At 58.8% G+C, this 20,799-nt stretch carries 18 protein-coding genes and 1 tRNA gene; 14 read left to right on the top strand and 5 right to left on the bottom strand.

The window, feature by feature from the left end:
* Positions 1-58 precede the first annotated feature (58 nt).
* The 5 genes from FIU93_RS25300 to FIU93_RS25280 all read left to right on the top strand — a co-directional run bounded on the left by FIU93_RS25300 (position 59) and on the right by FIU93_RS25280 (position 4,439).
* The gene (locus tag FIU93_RS25300; protein ID WP_062489369.1) at positions 59-739 is read left to right on the top strand and encodes an amino acid ABC transporter permease; all 681 of its coding nucleotides are present in this window, start codon (positions 59-61) and stop codon (positions 737-739) included.
* Positions 736-1,446 (top strand): amino acid ABC transporter permease, encoded by a 711-nt coding sequence (locus FIU93_RS25295; RefSeq protein ID WP_173017407.1) that lies wholly within the window; start codon positions 736-738, stop codon positions 1,444-1,446. The genes FIU93_RS25300 and FIU93_RS25295 overlap by 4 nt, the downstream gene beginning before the upstream one ends.
* A 39-nt stretch (positions 1,447-1,485) precedes the next feature.
* Positions 1,486-2,274 carry a transporter substrate-binding domain-containing protein gene (locus tag FIU93_RS25290; protein WP_022997759.1) on the top strand — a complete coding sequence of 263 codons (789 nt, stop codon included), beginning with the start codon at positions 1,486-1,488 and terminating at the stop codon, positions 2,272-2,274.
* Between the two features lie 108 nt (positions 2,275-2,382).
* On the top strand, positions 2,383-3,927 hold the full coding sequence (locus FIU93_RS25285) for a glycosyltransferase family 39 protein (protein ID WP_152507111.1): 1,545 nt from the start codon (positions 2,383-2,385) through the stop codon (positions 3,925-3,927).
* A gap of 35 nt (positions 3,928-3,962) precedes the next feature.
* Positions 3,963-4,439 (top strand): GNAT family N-acetyltransferase, encoded by a 477-nt coding sequence (locus FIU93_RS25280; protein WP_152507110.1) that lies wholly within the window; start codon positions 3,963-3,965, stop codon positions 4,437-4,439.
* Positions 4,440-4,443: 4 nt separating this feature from the next.
* On the opposite strand, the gene FIU93_RS25275 is transcribed toward FIU93_RS25280, so the two are convergent.
* From FIU93_RS25275 to FIU93_RS25265, 3 genes are all read right to left on the bottom strand, one after another.
* A complete protein-coding gene (locus tag FIU93_RS25275) occupies positions 4,444-4,842 on the bottom strand; it encodes a DUF4440 domain-containing protein (protein ID WP_173017406.1) in 399 nt (132 codons plus the stop codon).
* Positions 4,843-4,873: 31 nt separating this feature from the next.
* The gene (locus FIU93_RS25270; protein ID WP_152507108.1) at positions 4,874-5,347 is read right to left on the bottom strand and encodes a DUF2147 domain-containing protein; all 474 of its coding nucleotides are present in this window, start codon (positions 5,345-5,347) and stop codon (positions 4,874-4,876) included.
* A 115-nt stretch (positions 5,348-5,462) separates the two neighbouring features.
* The gene (locus tag FIU93_RS25265) at positions 5,463-5,885 is read right to left on the bottom strand and encodes a DUF2147 domain-containing protein (RefSeq protein WP_022997754.1); all 423 of its coding nucleotides are present in this window, start codon (positions 5,883-5,885) and stop codon (positions 5,463-5,465) included.
* 538 nt (positions 5,886-6,423) lie between these two features.
* On the opposite strand from FIU93_RS25265, the gene FIU93_RS25260 reads away from it, so the two are divergent.
* A complete protein-coding gene (locus FIU93_RS25260) occupies positions 6,424-6,693 on the top strand; it encodes a hypothetical protein (protein ID WP_022997753.1) in 270 nt (89 codons plus the stop codon).
* Positions 6,694-6,805: 112 nt separating this feature from the next.
* On the opposite strand, the gene FIU93_RS25255 is transcribed toward FIU93_RS25260, so the two are convergent.
* A complete protein-coding gene (locus tag FIU93_RS25255) occupies positions 6,806-7,585 on the bottom strand; it encodes a DUF930 domain-containing protein (protein WP_152507107.1) in 780 nt (259 codons plus the stop codon).
* Between the two features lie 162 nt (positions 7,586-7,747).
* Complete coding sequence (locus tag FIU93_RS25250) at positions 7,748-8,542, bottom strand: DUF1796 family putative cysteine peptidase (protein WP_152507106.1); 795 nt, start codon at positions 8,540-8,542, stop codon at positions 7,748-7,750.
* A gap of 337 nt (positions 8,543-8,879) precedes the next feature.
* Here FIU93_RS25250 and FIU93_RS25245 point away from each other — a divergent pair.
* The 8 genes from FIU93_RS25245 to FIU93_RS25210 all read left to right on the top strand — a co-directional run bounded on the left by FIU93_RS25245 (position 8,880) and on the right by FIU93_RS25210 (position 20,767).
* Positions 8,880-8,969, top strand: a tRNA-Ser gene (locus tag FIU93_RS25245).
* A gap of 420 nt (positions 8,970-9,389) precedes the next feature.
* Positions 9,390-11,672: a multiheme c-type cytochrome gene (locus FIU93_RS25240; RefSeq protein WP_173017405.1), complete on the top strand. Its 2,283-nt coding sequence runs from the start codon at positions 9,390-9,392 to the stop codon at positions 11,670-11,672.
* Between the two features lie 116 nt (positions 11,673-11,788).
* Entirely contained in the window at positions 11,789-13,186 is a 1,398-nt protein-coding gene (locus tag FIU93_RS25235; RefSeq protein WP_152507104.1) for a hypothetical protein, read from the top strand.
* Between the two features lie 43 nt (positions 13,187-13,229).
* On the top strand, positions 13,230-14,504 hold the full coding sequence (locus tag FIU93_RS25230; RefSeq protein WP_152507103.1) for a 2Fe-2S iron-sulfur cluster-binding protein: 1,275 nt from the start codon (positions 13,230-13,232) through the stop codon (positions 14,502-14,504).
* Between the two features lie 52 nt (positions 14,505-14,556).
* Positions 14,557-15,576 (top strand): cytochrome c family protein, encoded by a 1,020-nt coding sequence (locus FIU93_RS25225; RefSeq protein ID WP_145903753.1) that lies wholly within the window; start codon positions 14,557-14,559, stop codon positions 15,574-15,576.
* 12 nt (positions 15,577-15,588) lie between these two features.
* Entirely contained in the window at positions 15,589-17,298 is a 1,710-nt protein-coding gene (locus FIU93_RS25220) for a 4Fe-4S dicluster domain-containing protein (protein ID WP_152507102.1), read from the top strand.
* A complete protein-coding gene (locus FIU93_RS25215) occupies positions 17,295-18,122 on the top strand; it encodes a hypothetical protein (protein WP_152507101.1) in 828 nt (275 codons plus the stop codon). Before FIU93_RS25220 ends, FIU93_RS25215 begins: the two co-directional genes overlap by 4 nt.
* 260 nt (positions 18,123-18,382) lie before the next feature.
* Positions 18,383-20,767, top strand: a complete 2,385-nt coding sequence (locus tag FIU93_RS25210; protein WP_152507100.1) for a hypothetical protein — start codon at positions 18,383-18,385, stop codon at positions 20,765-20,767.
* The last annotated feature ends 32 nt before the right edge of the window (positions 20,768-20,799 follow it).

Here is a 20,799-nt window from a genome sequence, read left to right as displayed (position 1 = left end):
GGTTTGAACCATTGGAAGTTTTTGATGAAGCACGGCCTTGTTTCTCTGGTTGGTATCAATGTCCAACCTTAGATTTTTCGAGATCTACCGGAATCCGGAATATTTGTGGCTGCTCGCCAAGGGTGCATTGATCAGTGCTGCGCTGACAATCGGCGGCGGCATCCTGGGGTTTCTCCTCGCCGTGCTGCTGGCGGCAGTCCGCCACTACAGGGTGCCGGTTCTTGCCCAACTGGCGGCAGCCTATGTCGAATTCATCCGCAACACGCCATTGATCGTGCAGATGTTTTTCGTCGCCTTCGGTTTACCGCTGCTTCTTGGGTACCAATGGCCCTTCTGGGCCCATGCGCTGCTGGCACTCTCCATCAATTTTTCCGCCTATTTTGCGGAGATCCTGCGCGCGGGCCTGGCGTCCCTCGGCGCGGGGCAAACGGAAGCCGCCGATGCGCTCGGTCTGCCGCGCTGGCTCAGCTTCGTGAAAGTGTGCCTGCCGCAGGCAGTTGCCGCCATGTATCCTTCGCTCAACAGCCAGTTCATCTTCCTGTTCCTGACAACCGGCATCATTTCGGAAATCGGCGTGACGGACCTGACATGGGCAGGTCTCTTCATCGACAGCCGGAATTTTCGCTCGTTCGAGATCTTCTTCACCCTGACGGTGATCTACCTGTTGATGTCACTGGGTTTCAAAACCCTTCTGGCGCTGCTGCATGACCGGTTGTTCAAATGGAAGGTGGTTCGATGAAAGACGCCTTCGTCGCCCTCCTTGGCAAACCATTCGGCATCGTCCTGTTCCAGCTTCTGGAAGCCACCCAATACACGATCTATCTATCTCTGATCGCTTTCATCGGTGGGGGCTTGATCGGCGCATGCGTAACCGCTTCGCGGGTTTCACCGGTCAAGATATTGCGGAAGACCTTCACCGCCTACACCTGGCTGTTCCAGTCAGTGCCCTTGCTGATGCTGCTGTTTCTGCTCGGGCTGGGTATTCCGCATCTTTTCGAAATCCAGATTGACCCGTGGCGAGCGGCCGGCATTGCCCTGACGCTGTATACAAGCGCCTACCTGGCCGAAGTCTGGCGCGGGGCACTGACGGCCATACCGGCAGGCCAGCATGAAGGCGGCAAGGCGCTGGGCATGACCTTCGCCCAGATCATGTTCCTGATCATTCTGCCACAGGCGTTTCGCCTGGCCATTGCGCCCACGGTCGGCTTCATGGTGCAGATCATCAAGGGCACGTCGCTTGCCTATATCATCGGCTTTCATGACCTGATGACGGTCGGCAAGCGCTGGGCGAATGCGCCCGTGCCGGGCACCCAACCCTTCGTCATCTATCCGCTGATGGCGATGATCTATTTTTCTCTTTGTTTTCCGTTGTCTGTGTGGTCGCGGCGCCTTGAAAAGCGCCTCGGGTCCACATCGTCCAAGGGCGGGGCTGCTGCCGCCGCCTGACAAATCGCGCTTCAAGAACAACCGAAGGAGGGTCGCGTAATGTTGAAAAAAATTTTGGGGCTGACAGGCTTGGCAGTGTCTGCCGCATTGATGATTGCTAGTCCTGCATCTGCAGAGCTGAAGGACATTCTGGAAGCCGGCAAGATCAAGATCGCTACACCGGAGAATTTTCCGCCTTTTGGCTCGCTGGGCAGTGAAGGCGAATATGAAGGCTACGATATCGACGTCGCAAAGATGATCGCGGAAGACCTGGGCGTCGAACTGGAGCTGGTGCCCGTCACGTCCAAGCAGCGCATTCCGTTTCTGGAAACCGACAAGGCCGATCTCGTGATTGCAACACTCGGTGCCAATCCGGAACGCGCAAAGTCGATCTGGTTCTCTCACGCCTATGCTCCGTTCTTTTCCGGAGCCTTTGCCAAGCCTGACGTGGCCGTGTCCACCATCGCGGATTTTTCCGGCAAGAAAATAGCCGTGACCAGCGGCACGCTTGAAGATCTGGCAATCACGGCGGATGCACCGGAAGATGCGGAAATCATCAGGTTTGGCGACAACGCGGCCACCATTGCGGCTTATGTTTCCGGCCAGGCCGACGTTATCGTGACCGGTAACATGGTGGCTTTGGGCATTTCCAATGACAACCCGGACTTCAATCTGGAAAACAAGTTCATCATCGCCAATTCGCCGTCTTTCATCGGTGTGAAGACGGGCAACATCGACCTTCTGCAATGGGTCAACGTTTTCGTTCTGCACAAGAAGCTGAACGGCAAGCTGGGCGAGCTGTCAGAGAAGTGGCTGAAGACGCCGTTGCCGCCTCTGCCTGCACTTTAAAACCTGTCGGCTGAACGCTTGAAGCGCGCGGCGTCGAGCCGCGCGTTTTTGTTTTCGCAAGGGAAAATGCGAGGTTACAGGCTTCTGAAAATCTAGTATCCCCCTGCCATGATGTTTCGCAGTTCGACCGCCGGTACAGGGCCGGCTCCGTTTTATGCCACGCCCCTCGGGGTCTGGGGCGTCGTCGCCCTTTGGGGGCTCGCGCATATCCTGCTGAGGGCGTTGAACACGCCCGTCCTTGGTACGGACGATATGTTCGAGAACGTTCTGGTGCAGACACTGGAGCCCGGTTACATGCTGCGTCAGCCGCCGCTTTACGAGTGGCTGCTCTGGTCTGCGCAGCAATTGTTCGGCCCTACAATCTGGGCAGCGCTTTTCGTCAAATACACCCTGATCTCGGTTGCCGCGCTGTTTCTGTTTCTGATCGCACGCAAGGCCATTCACGACACGCGCCTTGCAGCCCTGTGTGTCTTTTCCTATTCGCTCTTCTACCAGTTCGGCTGGAACCTTCATGAAGGCGTCACCCACACGGTGGTGTTGACTGCAGCCTGCGCCATGAGCGCCTTCTTCTTCCTGAAGGCGCTGGAGACACAGCGGCTCGGCTACTACGTGCTGTTTGGCATGGCGGCCGGGGCCGGACTGCTGGGCAAGCATTCCTACCCGATTTTTGTACTTGCCCTGATCCTGGCGGCGGCCAGCGACCCGGCATGGCGCACCCGGCTGCGCCTTTCGGGCCTGTTGCTGGTGCCTTTCGCTGCGGCACTGATCTACAGCCCCTATGCCTATTGGATCTTCAGCGAAGGGCTGAAGCTGCTGGCATCGGTTTCCGACACCATGGGCGTCAGTGCTGAAACATCGCATCTGATGCGCGCAGGCGAGGGGCTCGGGAAACTTGCCTTCGGACTTGTCGGTTTCTCGGTTCCGCTGGTCCCGCTGCTGCTCCTGCTGTTCTGGCCGCGCTATCTTGGCCGCAAAAAGCCCGAAACACCTGCCGTGAGTGACGCAGCGCGCCTGTGCGGGCGCACAGTTCTCCTGATGATCCTGCTGACGGCGCTGATGATTGCGATCACCGGTGCGACCTACGTCAAGGAACGGCACATGCACCCGCTGCTTCTGCTGCTGCCGGTGTGGCTGTTCGCCGACCTGGAACGCTTCGGATTTGAAAAGCAATGGCGCTGGCTGACGGCCGTTGTTCTGGCGGTTGTCGCGGTTGCCTTTCTCGCCCGGGTGCCCGGGTTGGTCGCGCCGGACAAGACATGGTGCGGTGGCAAGTGCCGGCACATGAAGCCTTACGTGGACCTGAAGGCACCGCTGGCTGACCTGGGTGCAGCAGACGCCACACTGATTGCCGATGATGGCTATACCGGCGGCAATCTGAGAGTTTTGTTTCCCGATGCCCGGCTGGTGACCAAGGCCATTCCGGCCAGAACGCCACCGCGACAAAGCTGCTTCTTCATCTGGGAAGAGGGGGACAAGGAGCCGGACACGTCTGCAATGGAGCGCTTCAGTCAGGTCGCCTTCTGGGATGCCAGCGAGGCGCTTGAGGCAACCTACCTCACCGGCGCTTGGCCGCATTTGTGGAAGGCGACCGGCTGGCGGACAAGCTGGTGGGGCGTAGCGAAGCTCCCGCCCGAGAGCCCAATCTGCCGCTGACCGTAATCTTTCCTGACCAAAGGCGCGAACCGAAGATGCCGGACACAATTGCCTCGACCGTTTCCATCGAAAAAGCCCGCCCGGAGCACCTTCGCGAGATCGTCGCCATCATCAATGCGGGGGCGACCAGTGTCCGCAAGGACAGGGAATTTACCGACTGGCAGGACTACCGCCCGGCATTTGACGCACTTGTCACCGCACCCGAGTGCGATATCTACGTCGCGCTTGCCGAAAGCGGAGAAGTGGTCGGCACCTTCCAGATCCATTTCATGAAGGGGCTCGCCTTCCAGGGGCGTCCGAGGGTTGAACTGGAAAGCGTTCACGTGCGCGCAGACCAGCGTGGCACCGGTGTCGGGCGGCTGATGATGGCAAGGGCTGAAGACCTGGCACGGCAAGGCAACGCCTGCATGATGCAGCTGACGTCGAACAAGGAACGCGAAGGCTCACATCACTTTTACAAGCGGCTTGGCTACGACCAGAGCCATCACGGCTACAAGAAGATGTTCCTCTGAGCAATCATTGATCAGTCGGTGCCTGGCGCGCTGTGCCTTGATGGAACCGTAACTGCCAGGCTCCGTCTCGTCTGCTCCAGATCGAACTGCGGTTTGCTGTTTCAACGTCACCAAGCGCACGCCTGACTTCACTGACGTAGGTCACGAGAACCGAATTCGTGTCGATCACGGTGAACTTGAGGCCGGGCAGGGGCAGGCGTACGTCGATAGGCCGTGCGGCACGCGCGGGCAGGATCAGGTCTTCACGCGGATAGATACGGCCGGATCGGCCGAACTCAAAAAAGTCATCCGCAAAAATCCGGTCCATCAGGACGGGGTCGTAACGCGTTTCCGCTCGCCACAGGCTTTCCTCCAGTCTGGTGAGCGTTTCGATATCGTCGGACGTGAGGCACATGTCAGACATGGATCCGGGCCGAGCTGGTGAACCGGCGATGTCAGTCGACCCGTCGCCAGGTTTCCTTTTCGCAGACATTGAAAACGACGCGGACGCAGCCCTGTACTTCCAGGGCGGAGGCGTTCTTCGGGCGCAAGGTGGCATCCGCGCTGAAGCCGCGACGCGGATCATAGACCCGGCCTTTCCAGCCATCTTTCTGTGGTGCCATGCGCCAGAGCACGGTCAGGCCGAGCACCTTCCGTTTGCGCTTGCTTTCGTCCTTGTTTTTGAGATCCGGCGTGTTTTCCATGGAATAGCCTTTGGGGGCCGGAAACCGGACAATCTTGCCACAGGGCACCTTGCCGCATTTTTGTATCTGGATGACGGCCCCTGCCGGCGTCAGCCATTTGCCGTTGATGTCCGGGGCTGCAATGGCTTGGCCCCCTGTGCCTGCAAGCAGGAGAGCGAACAGACCGGCGTTCGATAACAGTCTGGAAGTCGGAAACGCAGAAACAAAGAAAGAAACAGGAACCACGATTATCCCCCGTCGCAATGCTGGTGACGACTGCGCCACAATCTCTGACCGGCAATTGCGACGGAGGAAAGGCCAAATCGACAGGATCTGGCGATTTCGGACTTTGTTCAGCCGTTTATTGTTCCCGTTTCCAGGTTTCGCCCTTGCAGATGAGGCCACCCATCACGCAGCCCTCCAGTTTCAACGCGTTGGCGGACGTCAGCTCGATGAAGCCGGTATAGGTCTTGCCGTCCTCGGCGTTATAGACCTTGCCCTTCCACTGGTTTTCCTTGTCGGTGGGTTTCATGGCCTGAACGATCTGTACTCCCAGCAGCGGGCGGTCCCGCTTGGCCGCGTCCGGGTTCCTGGTGTCGTTTCGCGGCTCCCGCAGCCATATCAGCTTGCCGCACAAGGAACTGCCGCAGGAGCTTATCCGGATCTTGGATGCCCCGTTCGGACGGACCCAGTCTCCCTTGGCATCGCCTGCGAAAGACATTGTTGCGGATGTAGTGATGATGGCGCCGGCAAGAAGTGCGGACGACAGAATGGTTTTCAGCATAAGTTCCTCCCAAAGCGGAATGCCTTCCGTTTACGGAAAGGGAATGTATAGCCCGGGAAACGTGCTGAAAAGCCGTCACCCAACGTCAGGTCGTCCGAAAATCCTCCTGAACGCCGAAGGGAGGTAAAGTCTGGTTTTCTGAAGGGAAGGGAACGAAATAGAGCCGGACAAAGAATTGTGGAAACGAATCCATGGTGAACAGAAGGTTGATGGGCCTTGTCAAATTTTCGGAGAATGTGACTGATTAAAAAGGGAAAATCGCAACCATATACTTACCGCAATATGAATTTCAGACTTATTTAAAATTTTGTTCGCATTACGTTAAACCTGTCTTTTAACGCCCCTTTTAACTGCTGCTGATGAAGTAGACCTCAAGAAACAACGGGGAAAGCTTCACGAAAGCTTGTGTTTCTTAGATCGGTCTTTGCCAAGCCATTGTGTTCAGCGAAGTGACCGGTTGGCAGTAGGGAACCGGAACGGTGGATCCAGAAGGATCGGAGCTGTTCCGCAGAAGTCAGACAGACGAAAGGGGAGCGTTATGGCTCGTTTTGAAATGCACTCGGCCGATATGGCCATCATGGGCGAAAAGCCGGTTACCGCGGACATCCTGTTCCAGATGGGTCTGGATAGCGCTTGCGGCCGTCACGGCATGACCGATCTCATCACAGCGCACAAGTGGTTCAACATTGCTGCCCTCAAAGGCAACAAGGACGCAGCTCGCTACCGCAAGGAAATTTCCGGTGAAATGTCCACTTCCGAAATCGCCGAAGCTCAGCGGTCGGCTCGTGAATGGCTGTCGATGCATTGAACCGGATGAAGGCTGCCGGCCGAACGGCACCTGAACCGGTATCCACAACCTGACGCGGCAGCACAGTTTTCTGCCGCGTCCAGTTTCCGGCCCCTTGCCGGGACCGCTCCAGTCAATGGATCGGCGCCAGACCGTACTCATCCCAGATCGAGCGGTCTATTGGTGCACCAAGGGCATATTCGAACCCGCTGACGATCTTGCCGCTGGCGTCCAGCCGGCATCGATAGGCGATCTCGTACCAGACCCGGTTGCTTCTGAGGGCTCCGGCGGGCACAACAATCATATCTTCCTTCTGAAATGAATTGCGGAAAGCATGTGGCGCAAGCCGTGTCGGCTTGAACCCCGGCCGCGCATGGCGAACCTGCTCCATTGCCTCCAGCGCGCAAATCTGTTCGCGTCCGTCTTCACTGGTCAAGGTTGGCAGAAACTCGCGTGCCTGTGCTGAACGTGGGTCGTTCAGGACATCATTGGCAAAATAGGCATTTGCAGTAACCCATTCCTGCTCGGGCCTGGTCCTCGAAGAAGATGGGTCCGTGGGCGCGGGCAAGGTGGCATCCGAAGAAGGCATCTGTTCCGAAGACGCGTTCGAACCTGACAACGGATCAGCAGTGGATTGCGGGGAGACTGCCGCAGTTTGCGACTCGCTCTCGTCGATTTCTTCCTCCGCGGTTTCCGGCAGACTTGGCGGCAGGAATTCAGGGATGATCTCGACAGAGACGGGCTCGGGCGGCTCTGGCAGGATAGTCCGCCATAGCGCCGCATCGCTCAACAACGCATAGAGCGCAAGGTGCAGCCAGAGCGCACAGATCCACGGAAACCTTTCCGCGACAAACCGTGTCAGATGCGTCGGAGGGGCGAGCTCGGCTATGGCATTTCTCCGATACCCGGCCAAGTTGAAGAATGTCCATCGCACCAGAGGACTGCGGCTGAATTATGAAGGGGAAGACGGGAACTGGATCTGTTCCCGCGGACGGCGGCAGGTCAGTCAATCATCATGCGAGAAGGGTTTTAGACTTTCTGGTCGCGCGATGAACCACCTCTGGAAAAACGTTCCCTAACCCAACAGCCTGGCAGAAGCCCGAGGCAGAAGCCTGGTCAGTTTCTTGCGGGTGCGAATTTTCCGTTTCGACATCTTTCCGCGCATTATGTCCAGTGGCGAAACAGCCTTGGCTCGTCTGAGCGCCGCAGTCCACTCGTCTGTCCAGGCATTGAACTGTTCCGGGTAGCGATCGTCACGCATCGGGACAATTTCGAATGTCGTTCTTGCAGACCGGTTGCTCGAGCAGGTGCGCCGCAAATTTTCCCTGAGGGCGTGATTGTCAAAACAGGTCGCGGGTATTGCAAGGAGACTGACCAGAGAAAATGTTTTGTCTGGATGCAGACGCGCCATCATCTCTTCAAAAAGGGTTGTTTCGCTTTTCAGAAGCGAAACTTCTGCATGAAAGTCGTTTATCGAATTTTCTTCCGCCACTGCCGCGTTGCGATAGTAAATGAAGGTCGTTTTTTCGCCGGTGTCTTTGATGAGTTTTCTGAACCTGTCAATCCGAACCCTGTAGTCCGCCAATACGTCACTGTTGTCGTGTGGATTGGAGTGCAGATGCGCGATTTTCGGGTAGTTCTTGAAAATGAGGAACTTCTCAACCGGATTTATTTGATGCGAGGCGTAAGTATAGTCGTGCTTGCTGGTAAGGCCCTTGAAGTCTGTCGCGATGATTTTCGAGACGTAGTCCAGGCCCGCATCAAGGTTCCAGAGCCAGTCGAAGGGGTATTGCTCATGCCTCAGGCCGAGCTTCTTGAGGTTTGTCGCAGCGTCACACCCGCCACCCAGCGAAACAAAAACGTTTTTCAAGTATCACCCAAAGCCAAATTCATTGATGAAAGAGGGTCGTTTTGCCGGTGGCGCGCCAAAAGTCAACTCCAAGATGTGGCGGTGGCCGGGTAGGGAGGAAAAAAGCGAAACCTGGCGAGCGAATTGCCAACCCGACTTGCGACGGGTGGAAAGAGGCGGTTCATTTTCAAACGAACGAGGCGTCAGGTTCCGCGATTTGTGAAGACGATGCCGGATTTCAGCGTTCGATGCCTGTCTTCACCTTCCAGAAGTTGCGAGGCCAAGCGCGGTGGAAAAAGTGACAAGGCGTAAAAAACGCCTTGAACTGTGAGGCTTTTATTCGTACACGGGCGTTACCGGAGAGGTGGCCGAGTGGTCGAAGGCGCTCCCCTGCTAAGGGAGTAGACGGGCAACCGTCTCGAGGGTTCGAATCCCTTCCTCTCCGCCACTTTCCTTCTTCCCACCTTCATAGTCCTATTTCGCTGCGCTGCAGGTAATCCAGTCTGTGTGCTGGTGTGACGCAAACATTGTTTTGCGAGAATGTGTTGTTGCGAGCGGAAACACAGCGGCAGCAACTTTGTGACCTTCCGGACGGATGCTGCCGGCAACGCAATTGATTCACGCCATTACCCGAAATATGAAGGCACCGGTTAGCGACGCGAAAGTGCGTTGCTCTGTCTGTTCCTGCGGTTAGCCGCGAGTTTACCAAGGCGAAAATGCGGCTAATTTGTGAACAGTTTTCTTTTGATGTTGTCCTGAGGTTTCCGTAGTGTGAATTTGAGTTGGGGGATCGGTGTAAGCGATGGCCTGAGAACATGTTTTGTGTGGATCTGGAATGTCGCGTTTATCGGAATTTTTTCGACCGTTTTTGAAGCCTCTTTTCGGAATACTCATCCTTTCCGGCGCCGGCAGTGTTGATCGCGCAGCCGCTTTTTCAGACGAATTTCGGCAGTATCACCAGCAGCTTATCCAATCTGGCGATGTACGGGCGCTGGTCGATTTCGTATCCCAACTCGAAAGCGGCAGGAGCGCCGGCGATCGCCTGATCCTGGCGCAAGCCGAACAGAATGATGACTTGCTGACACCCGCCGAAGACGCGGTTTCGGATGAGGCGATTCTGACGGACAGCAGTGACGACCTGCTGCCTTCCGATGACGGAAGCGATGATCTGCTGACCGCAGAGGAACCCGGTGCCGCCTCTGTTTCCGATGGTGACGATCTGCTGGCAGGTGATGATCCCAAGGCTGATGGAGATGATCTTCTGGCTGGCGATGACTTGCTTGCCGGGGATGATTTGCTTGAAGGTGATGACCTGCTTGCGGGCGACGGGGCCGATGTTTCCGGCGACGACCTTCTGGCCGGAGACGACGATCTTCTCTCCGATGATGACCTTCTGACGGTTGGCGATGATGACGACCTGCTGAGTGGCGGCGGAACCGGGCTGACCGAAACCGTTGAAGGCAAGAAAAAAGAAGAAACGATCCGGCGAACAGCCAATGCGGAGCATGAAAAGCTCTTCCTGGAAAGCAAATATCCCTCCGCAAACACCTGTGCGACCTGCCACCCTGGCCAGTATGAGCAATGGTCCGTGTCTCAGCATGCCTATGCGCAGCTGAGCCCGATCTACATGGCGATGCAGACCACCATCAACATGAAGACCAGTGCGACCAATGGCGACTTCTGCATTCGCTGTCACAACCCGGTCGGCATGAACATTGGCGAGTCGCTCTATGTCTCAAACCTGAAGCGCAATCCGACCTCACGGGAGGGCATCACCTGCGTTGCCTGCCACCGCGTCAGCCGGAACTACGGCAAGATCAGTGGCCGGTTCGCGCTGGAAGAGGGGGATGTGTTCTCGCCGGTCTATGGCCCCAAGGGCGGCGAGGAGCTGAAGCGCGTTCTGAACACGCCCGAGGAATACCGGGTTTCCCAAAGCAAGGATGATCCGGGACGCAGCATCCATACCGAGGCGAAGCCTTTCTTCGCGCTCACCAAACCAGGCTTTTGCGGCACCTGTCATGATGTGACGCTCTTCAACGGCTTCAAGCTGGAAGAGGCTTTTGCCGAATACAAGCGCTCGCCGGCCGCCAAGCGGGGCGAGACCTGCCAGGACTGCCATATGGGCAAGGTTCAGGGCGTTGCCTCCGGCTATGACTACGGCCCCGCTGCAATTGTGGGCGATGTCCCGACCCGTAACCGCAAACTGACCAACCACATGTTTGCAGGCCCTGATTACTCGATCATTCATCCGGGCATTTTCCCGCACAACGTCGAGGCGGCGGAGTTCAAGACGCTGGCTGAATGGCTGCAGTTCAATGTCGGCGCCGGTTGGGGAACGGACAAGTTCGAGGACAACGTCAAGGACGGCTACAAGTTTCCCGAAGCCTGGTCGTCCATCGATGATCGTTATGATGGCCGCGAGATCCTGGATACCCAGTTCGAGCGGCTGGAAAAGGCGCGTCAGGCACGGCTTCAGGTGCTGCGCAACGGCTTCAAGCTGAGCGACATCACCATTGTCGACAACGCCAGCCGGGCTCTCAAGTTCTCCGTCGATGTCAGCAGCGGCACGGACGGACACGGTGTGCCGACCGGGTTTGACGCCGAACGGCTGATATTCCTTCAGGTGACGGTCAAGGACAGCAAGGGCAACACGGTTTATGTGTCCGGTGACCGGGACCCCAATGGCGACGTTCGCGATGCCCACTCGCTTTACGTTCACAATGGCGAGCTGAAGCTCGACAAGGACCTGTTCAGCCTGCAATCCAAGTTCGTGGTCCGGTTGCTGCGTGGCGGTGAACGCGAACAGGTGCTGGCGGTGAACACTTCGACGGACGTTCTGCCGCTCGTTCGGCCGGAACGCCGGGCAACCACCATCTACGGCCGGCCGCGCGGGGCCAGAAAGCACAAGCAGAACCTGGAGCCGGGGGCGAGCCGTACCGCGACCTATGCCGTTCCCGCCGAGAACCTGAAACCGGGTGAACGCTATTCCATCTCGGTGAAGCTGATTTCCCAGATGGTGCCGGTCAACCTGATCGCGGCCATTCAGGGAGCGGGCTTCGACTACGGCATGAGCCCGGCCGGTATCGCGCGCAAGGTGGTGCAGGGCAGCTCCGTGCTGTGGACGCGCAAGGCGAGTGTCGTGCTCAAATGAGATATCAGGCAAGCAGAACTCGGGGACGGCGGTTCAGAGCGTGGGCAATCACGACGGTGGCTTCGGCTGCGCTTCTTCTGCAGGCCGGCGGGCAGGTATGGGCAGCGGGCAGTGCCTTGAGCGACGACCCAATTCCCATGGTCACGGAAGCGGAAGTCCGCAAGCATCAGGAAGAGAACAGCGGGCCTGCCCCCCTGATTGCCGGTGACCACCATTCAAGCGAATTGAGCACCGATGCAGTTCCGATCATAGCGGAAGATGAGGAGCCCGAACCGACGCCGCCGATCTTCCAGCGCGGCGAGAAATTCCTCGCCAGCGGAAATCTTGCGCCCGGTATCGAATTGCCGACAGGGGCAATCTGGCAACCGGCGCTTTGGGTGTTCGGCGACGCGCGCACCGCAATTGGCCACTATGCCAACGGCCTTGAAGATCCGCGCCAGTTCTGGGCGAGCCGTATCGACATCTTTGCCAATCTGAAACTGACACCCACCGAGCGGATCCTCATCGGGTTTTCGCCCTTGACGGAAAAACGCCGGAACACGGGCATTCTCTATACGGATGAAGGCGGCGTTGAATATGTCAACGGGCTCAATCCCTATGTGACAACACTGTTTTTCGAGGGGGAGTTCGGCGAGATTTTCCCGAACCTCGATCCGGACGACAACCGCAATTTCGACTTCGGATTTTCCATCGGCCGTCAGCCCCTGTTCTTTCAGGAAGGCATGATGATCAACGACAGTGTCGACGCGCTCGGCATCACGCGCGACACGATCGTCATTCCCGGCCTGACGCCGGATCTGAGAGCAACCGGCGTTTTCGGCTGGAACAATATCCGCCGCGGCGACAATGAACTCGACGACAGTGCCTTCCTTCTCGGCTTGTTCACCGAGGCCGATTTCCGCAAGAGCACGGCCAATCTGGATCTTGCCTATGTCATCAGTGATCAGGACGAGGGGGGAGACGGCTTCTATTTCGGGGCGTCCGCCGTACAGCGGTTCGGGCTTTACAATACGGCGTTCCGGATCAACACCTCGACCGCGATCGAAAAGCGAGGCCCGGCTGTCGACAACGGCGTGCTGATGTTTTCGGAAGTTTCGCGCACCGTGACGGCGTCTGAAAACGTCGTCTATGCCAACGCCTTCTGGGCTATCGGCAACTACACCTCCGCTGCCCGTGACAGCCTCACGGGTGGTCCTCTGGGGCAGGTTGGCATCCTGTTTGCCGCTCCGGCTGTTGGTCTGGGCGGGTCTGCACTTTCCAACCGGGCAGACAGCGTCTTCGGTGGATCTATCGGCCATCAGATGTTCTTCAACGAGGACAAGACACAGCTTGTTATGGAACTCGGTGGTCGCAAGGATACCGACGGCAGCGACGCCGGTGTGGTCGCATTCGGCGGCCAACTCTTGCATGCCCTCAACAACAGGAGCAGCATTCAGGTCGACGGGTTTGTTTCCGCCGGACAGGACCGGAAGGCGGGAACGGGACTGCGAATGGAACTGAGAACGAGGTTCTGATGAGAAACATCGGCTCATTTCTGGTCGGAAAGGCGGCCTGCTCATGATCCTGGCACTGCAAATCGGCGGTGGTACGATTGTTGCGCTCGCCCTGTTTCAGCTCTGCCTCGGTGTTTATTCATCTGTGGCGGCCGTCTTTCGCGAAAGACGTCTGGACGCCAGGCACCTGCAGCATTTCAACGATCTGGCACAGGCTGCCCTGCGCAATGCGGAAGTCGACAGGCTCAAGTCCGGAACGACCTGGGCCGGCAAACGCAAGTTCCGGATTGTCGAAAAGCGTGTCGAAAACAAATGCGGCGATATCTGCTCGTTCTATCTTCAGCCGCATGACGGAGGCGAGCTTCCACCGTTTCTGCCGGGCCAGTTCCTGACGTTCGAACTGCCGATTTCAGATCAGCCCGCACCAGTTATCCGGTGCTATTCCCTGTCCGACAGTCCCTCCCGTCTGGACCGGTACCGGGTCACGATCAAGAAACTGTCACCGCCGCCGGATGCCGGTGAAACCGTACCTGGCGGGCTATCCTCGACCTATTTCCATGCCAACCTCAAGGAAGGCGATGTCGTCGATGTGCAAGCGCCCAAGGGCGGTTTCGTATTGGACCTGCAATCGGAACGGCCGGTTGTCCTGATTGGTGGTGGTGTCGGCCTGACACCGGTGCTGTCCATGCTGAAAGCGCTTGACGATGCCGGCAGCCACCGCGAAGTGCATTTCTTCCACGCCGCGCGTAGCGGCGATGACATTGTGCTGTGCGACGAAATCCGGGAGATCGCCGAGCGGCGGAACAACGTCCATTACCGCGTGCTCTACAGCGCACCGACTGATGCTTGCGTTGAGGGACGGGATTACGATTGCCCGGGCTTCCTGACAGTTGATGTGCTGAAGCGGTATCTGACGTCTTCCAACTACGAGTTCTATGTTTGCGGCCCTCCGCAGATGATGTCTTCGTTGACGGAGCAGCTGCGCGATTGGGGCGTACCGGACAGCGATATCCACTTCGAGGCATTCGGGCCTGCGTCCGTCAAAACCGTCAAGTCGCCGACAAGTTCACGGGAGGCGGCTGAAAGCGTGCAGGTGGAATTTTCGCGCTCCGGCAAGAAGGTTTCCTGGCACGAGCAGGACGGAACGCTGCTGGATCTGGCCGAACGCAACGGCATCCGGGTCGCTTCCGGCTGCCGGGCGGGCAACTGCGGAACCTGCGCAACAGCGCTCAAGGAAGGCGACGTGACCTATGTCACGCGGCCCGCCAGCAGCCCGGCGCAAGGGTCCGTGCTCATGTGTATCGCTTGCCCGGGAGGCAATGTCATTCTGGACGCCTGACGACGCGAGAGGGTGTCCATCATTTTTGGATCAAAGGATTGAGGGATTGGATATGGCTGGATTACTGAAGGGCTTGCGCCAGGCGGCGTCCTGCCTTGCCGTGTGCGCTGTCGGATATCTCGTGCTGGCCGGACTTGCCCCGGCTCAGGCCGACCCGAGCATGATTGTCGGACCGAACGAATGTGCGGAATGCCACAAGAAGGAAACCTCGATCTGGCAGAACACGCATCACTTCAGCACCTTCAGGGATCTGCCCAAGAGTGAGGATGCCGAAAAGATCGCCGCCAACATGGGCGTGAAGCGACTTAAGGCGGAAAGCCTCTGCACCAACTGTCACTTCACCATGCAGACGGTGGACGGCAAGGAAAAGGCGATTGCCGGCAATTCCTGCGAGTCCTGTCATGGTCCTGCCAAGGAATGGTACAAGGTCCATTCGGATTTCAGCGGCAAGAAGGAAGGTCAGGAAACCGAGGCGGAAATTGCCGCACGCTGGGAAAAGGCCGAGGCAGCCGGCATGATCCGGCCCAAGATGACCTACGCATTGGCGAAAAACTGTTTCAGCTGTCACCTGGTGCCGAACGAGGAACTGGTGAATGTCGGCGGTCACACGCCCGGCAGTGCGTTTGAACTGGTTAGCTGGAGCCAGGGCGAGGTGCGTCACAACACCTGGTACAACAAGGGAAAGTCCAACCCGGAAGCATCCATCGAACGCAAGCGGATGCTGTTCCTCGTCGGGCGTATCGTCGAGCTGGAAACGGCACTGATCGGTGTCAGCAAGGCGACCGAGAAGAAGGACTACGCCGTGAAGATGGCCAAACGGGCAAGTAATGCCACGAAGGTCATGGCAAGTCTTGCCAAGCTGTTGCCCGAGGCGCCCGAACTGGGGGAGATCCAGGAAATCGCAAGTGGTGCCAAGCTCAAGCTGAACAACCAGGATGAGCTGACCGATGCCGCGGCAAAGATCTCCGTGCTCGGCCTCAAGTTTGCCGACACCTACGACGGGACGACGTTCGCCGCGGTCGACAAGTACATTCCGGGAGCCGACAAGTTCAAGGGACCCGTGACGCAGTAGGGAGCCGGACTGTTGGATCAGGAGCTTCGCGACGAGCGAAACCGGCGCTGGGACGAGCCATTCGGCAAGGAACCGCTGGACCGGGAGACGGTGGACCGTGTGCTGGCCCTGCCGGCGTTTGCCGACGTCAATCCGGCCGACTTTCCCTCGTGGCTGCCGGTTGCAAGCGTCATTGCGAATGATGGCCGGATCAGGACCTTTCAAAAGGGCGAAACTGTCCTGCGCAAGGGTGACTATGGAAGTTCGCTGTTCATCATTTTGTCCGGATCCGTGTTCGGCCTGACTGCGTCTGCGCCGACCGCCGGCTCGGGCCGCAAGCAACAGAAATCCTGGCGCAGGTCGCTTGCGCAACTGTTCGCGCGCAAGCGTCCGCCAGAGTACCGCCCTGCGCGGCGGCGGTCTCGCAGACCTTCGTCCGTGGCCGCTTCAATCAGTGAAGGCATACGAGCAAATACGGTGGACGCTGCCCTGCGTGTCGACGCGGACGAGCTGATCGCGAAGCATGAGACTTTCCTGCTGGAAGCGCCGCAGATGTTCGGCGAGCTGGCCGCCCTGACCCGAAGCCCGAGGCGCGCGACCATCTATGCCCTTGAGGACGACACTGTCCTGTTCGAGCTGCGCTGGCAGGGGCTGCGCGAAATTCGAGACTGGTCGGATGGCTTCCGCAAGCAGATCGACCAGCTTTACCATGAACGCGGTTTGCTGACCCGGTTGCAGGAATGCCCGGTCTTTGCCCATGTCGACAGCTCAGCGCTGGCGGAAATCGCAGAAGAGGCCCTGTTTGAAACCTATGGCAATTTCAACTGGACTCACCGGTTCAAGACTGAAATTTCCAAGGAGGATGGTGCGCAGCACATCATCCAGCAGGAGCCGGTGATTTGTGAACAGGGCAGTCACGTCGACGGTTTGTTGCTGATCAACAGTGGCTTTGCCCGGGTCAGCGAACGGATCGATCACGGCGACAGGACCATAGGTCATCTGTCGAAAAACGACGTTTTCGGACTGGATGCGATTGCGGCGTTTGCGCGGGACAAGGTTTCTCCGGTTCTGGATACGAGCCTGCGGGCCATCGGCTATGTCGACGTCATCCGCATTCCGACGCATCTGGTCCAGAAACATGTATTGCCGGGGCTCGATCCTTCCTTCCTGCGGCAGGGCAGGCCGGATGATCGTGACGGCACGCGCGGGGAACTGCGCCAGGGCATGATGGACTTCCTCGTCGATCACCGTTTCATCAACGGTGAGGAAGCCATGCTGATCAACCTGGAGCGCTGTGTCGGCTGTGACGATTGCGTGCGCGCCTGCGCGACCGCCCACGACAACAACCCCCGCTTCGTTCGGCAGGGGAGCCGGTTCGAGAACGCGATGATCGCGAGCGCCTGCATGCATTGCACCGATCCGGTTTGCCTGATCGGCTGCCCAACCGGCGCCATTCACAGGGCCGAGGACAGCGGAACTGTCGTCATTGACGACAACACCTGCATCGGCTGTGCGACCTGCGCCAATTCCTGTCCGTACAGCAATATCCGGATGGTCGAGATCCGTGACGAGAACGGGCAGTTCGTGACGGATCGCGAAGGGCAGCCCATCAGCCGGGCGACCAAATGCGATCTGTGCGCCGATCAGCTGACGGGCCCTGCCTGTGTCCAGTCCTGTCCGCATGACGCGCTTGCGCGCGTCAACATGCGCGACACCGAAAGACTGCTGGAGTGGCTGAAATGAGCTGGCTCCTCAATCGCAACATCCTGTTGAAGCTTGGTACGGCCGCTGTTTTGCTCGCGGTTTTCATGACCGTAAACCAGGCTTACCGGATCTCGTTGCGCGACAGCCAGTTCCTCAACGGTTGGGTTCTGGTGGCGGTCATGGCCGGCATGCTGCTGCTGACGTTTCGCAAGCAGTTGAGCACGTTGCCGCTCGGGCGCGTGCGCCACTGGTTGCAGGTGCATTATTACCTCGGGTTCCTGACCATCGGCGTCTTTCTGGTGCATACGCATCTTCGGTTTCCGAATGCGCCGCTGGAATGGCTCTTGTGGATCCTGTTCGTGCTGGTTTCGGCAAGTGGCTGTGTCGGCGGTTTTCTGGCCCGGATCGTTCCCGTGCGTCTGGAAGGCCGAGGTGACCGGGTCCTGTTTGAGCGCATTCCCGTGTTGCGCGCGCAAATCGCGGACGAGGCGGAAACTCTGGCGCTGGCGTCGTTGGAAGACGGCAGTTCCGTCAGCCTTGCCAATGTCTACCAGCGGGAGCTCGGCCGGTTCTTTGCGCGGCCGCGGTATGTGTTCGCGCATCTGCGTCAGTCGAGCCTGCCGATTTCGCGGATCATGGGCGAGTTGCAATCGATCGAGCGGTATCTGGACGGCAAGGGCAAGGAGCGTCTGGAACGGATGCGTCAGCTGGTGCGCGCCAAGAACGACCTTGATTTCCAGTATGCCAACGGCGGATTGCTGAAACTCTGGCTGTTTGTGCATGTACCGCCAACTTATGCCCTGATCCTGGCAATCCTGGCGCATGTCGTTGTTGCCTATGCCTTTTCGAGCGGAATTGCCTGACCATGAGCCTGTTACGCAGAATTGGTGTTCAGGAACGCCGTTATGAGCGGCCGCAGGACGACTGGGTCTGCGGACATCTTGCCGACGGGTGTCCGTGTCGTCTGGGACCGGACCGGAAGGGAAACTGCAGGGCGGGGCCTGCCTGCCAGCCTGTACAGGACGGTGACCGATGGATTTGCCGGCGCTCGAGCCAGGAAGGCGGACCTTGCGAAGATGGTCCGCTGCCGGACGGAAGTTGCTGTCTGAACCAGGAACCCTGCGTGCCGAAGCCGAGCCTGCGCAAGCGCAGGCGGCGGGCAGCAGTCTGGCTCACTGCGCTGACTGCCGGGCTCGTGGCGATCATTCTCTCCGGCGGGGTGGCAAAGAACTATCTGATGCCGGGCCGGCTTGCAGCCCAGCACGCCAACCTGACAGATTGCCAGTCGTGCCACGCCGACGCACGTCCGCAAGGCCTTGGCTGGCTTCATGGCCTTGCCGCAACAGCTGCAGGACCGAAACAGACAGCAGCGCTCTGCACCACCTGTCACGACGTTGGTTCGCAGCCGTTCACGGCACATACGACGCCGGTTGAACAGCTCCGGCAGATGACACTTGCCCGCACGGCGGAAGTCGGCACCGGGCGTGATCAGAGCTGGACAAACCGGATCAAGTTCTCATTGCCGATGGCAGGGCAGACGCAAGGTAGCGCAGATACCGGGTCGCAGAACATCTATTGTGCCACCTGTCACCAGGAGCACCAGGGAAGCCTGGGCAAACTGACCGAAGTTTCCAATGACAGGTGCCAGACCTGCCATGTCGAGAAGTTCGGGCGTTTCGAGGACAGTCATCCGCAATTCGCAGGCTATCCCTTTTACCAGCGCACCAGCATCATTTTTGACCACAAGTCGCATTTCGGAAAGCACTTCCCGGATACCGCCGAGAAGCCCGATGGTGCCGGCAAGGTTCCGGCCATGTGCGAGACCTGCCATGAGGCGGGGAACGACGGCCGCTACATGGCAGTTCGAGATTTCGAAGGCATGTGCGCGACCTGTCACAGTGGCGACATTCTCGGCCAGACCATCGTGAGCGGACCGAAGGGCACGAATTTCCTCTCTGTTCCGGGCCTGGACGTCGAAACGCTTGCGGAACGGGGGATCGACGTCGGGTCCTGGCCGGAAAGGTCCGAGGCAGGAATTACGCCCTTCATGCGGGCGCTTCTGGCGCTGGTGCTGGACGGCCGGGATATCGTGGGAGAAGTGTCGGACCTGGATCTTCTGGATCTGCGGGAGGCTGATGAGGACGCTTTGGCAAGGGTCCAAACGCTGGCCTGGGCGGTGAAGCAGTTGCTCGCAAATATCGAGCGTGATGGCCTTCCTGCCGCCATGGGCGCCGGGGCAGCGGACAGCGAAACCATGACGGACCACAGGCAAATGGCGCTGATGGTCGGTGTGATGCCACACGACGTGATCGCCGCCGCCAACCGGGAATGGTTGCCGGATCTCGCCGAGGACCTTGCCCGCCACGCCGACGGAACGCCAACCCGCGCGTTCGAGGAAGCCCGGCAGGAGGTTGAAGAGAACGAAGCGGTACAAACCGAAGAGGCCGCGCCGGACACCCTTTCCGGGGTGGACGACAGCGATATTCTGGCCGGGACAGACGATGCCGCCAGCGAAGGCCATGGTACGGATAGCCTCATCCTTGGCGGCGGAACGGATGATGGCGCAGAGCTGGCTTCCGAGGACCTGTTGCTGGCGCCTGCAGGAGCCGATGACGCATTGGCCGGCAAGACAGATACCGACGATGACATTCTTGCAGACGAAGGCTCGTTGGTTGAAGACGATCTTCCCATAGAGGATGACGCAGGCGCCGACGTGTCGGACGGCTTGGACATCCTGGTGGAGGAGGACGCTTCGAGCAGCTCCGAGGGGGACGCTCTCCTCGGCCAGCCTGCGGGCGGAGAGGAAATACTTGCCGGTGACGATATTCTTGCCGGTGAGGACATCCTTGCGGCAGACGAAGGCGGAACGGGCCTGTTGAGCGATGCGGCCGAACCTGTCGACACATCGACTTCAACTGACGACCCCTCTGCGCAAACCCGGGAGGAACCTTTCGATCCGGAAAACTGGGCTCTTTACGGCGGCTGGTACCGGCAGGACCATACGATCCGGTATCGTCCGACAGGACATGAAGACCCCTTCCTGAAAACATGGCTCGATTATTCGAGCCATGCGGCAACGGATCAGGAAAAGGCCCTGCGGGATCCCGTGTTTGCCTCGCTCAGTGACCCGGGCGCGGTGGGCCGTTGCACCAAGTGCCACAGCGTCGACACGGCTGGCGTTGAAAAGGCCGTGCGCTGGCACCCCTTCGATCCCGCTCAGGTGACGACACGTTTCACGCGCTTTTCTCACGACCCGCACATCAGCGCAGTCGGAACGGAAGGGTGCGTGACGTGCCACGCGCTCACCACGGGGGCGGACACCTATCTGAAGAGCTACGAGCAAGGTGACCCTGCCATCCACGCTCCGAACTTCACCCCGATCGACAAGGCCACTTGCGCGACCTGCCACACGGAACGTGCGGCTGGAGAGGAATGCACGCTTTGCCACCAGTATCACACGGGCGGATTCAGCCTGCCGCTGGTCAGAACCGAGGTGCCGAAGGAATAGCGGGTTGCAGGGGTGCTCCGCAGGCAAGCGTC

The sequence above is a fragment of the Labrenzia sp. THAF35 genome, from assembly GCF_009363595.1.
Taxonomy (GTDB): domain Bacteria; phylum Pseudomonadota; class Alphaproteobacteria; order Rhizobiales; family Stappiaceae; genus Roseibium; species Roseibium algicola.
The sequence above is the reverse complement of the archived record's forward strand: the minus strand, read 5'-3'. Positions and strand labels throughout refer to the sequence as shown.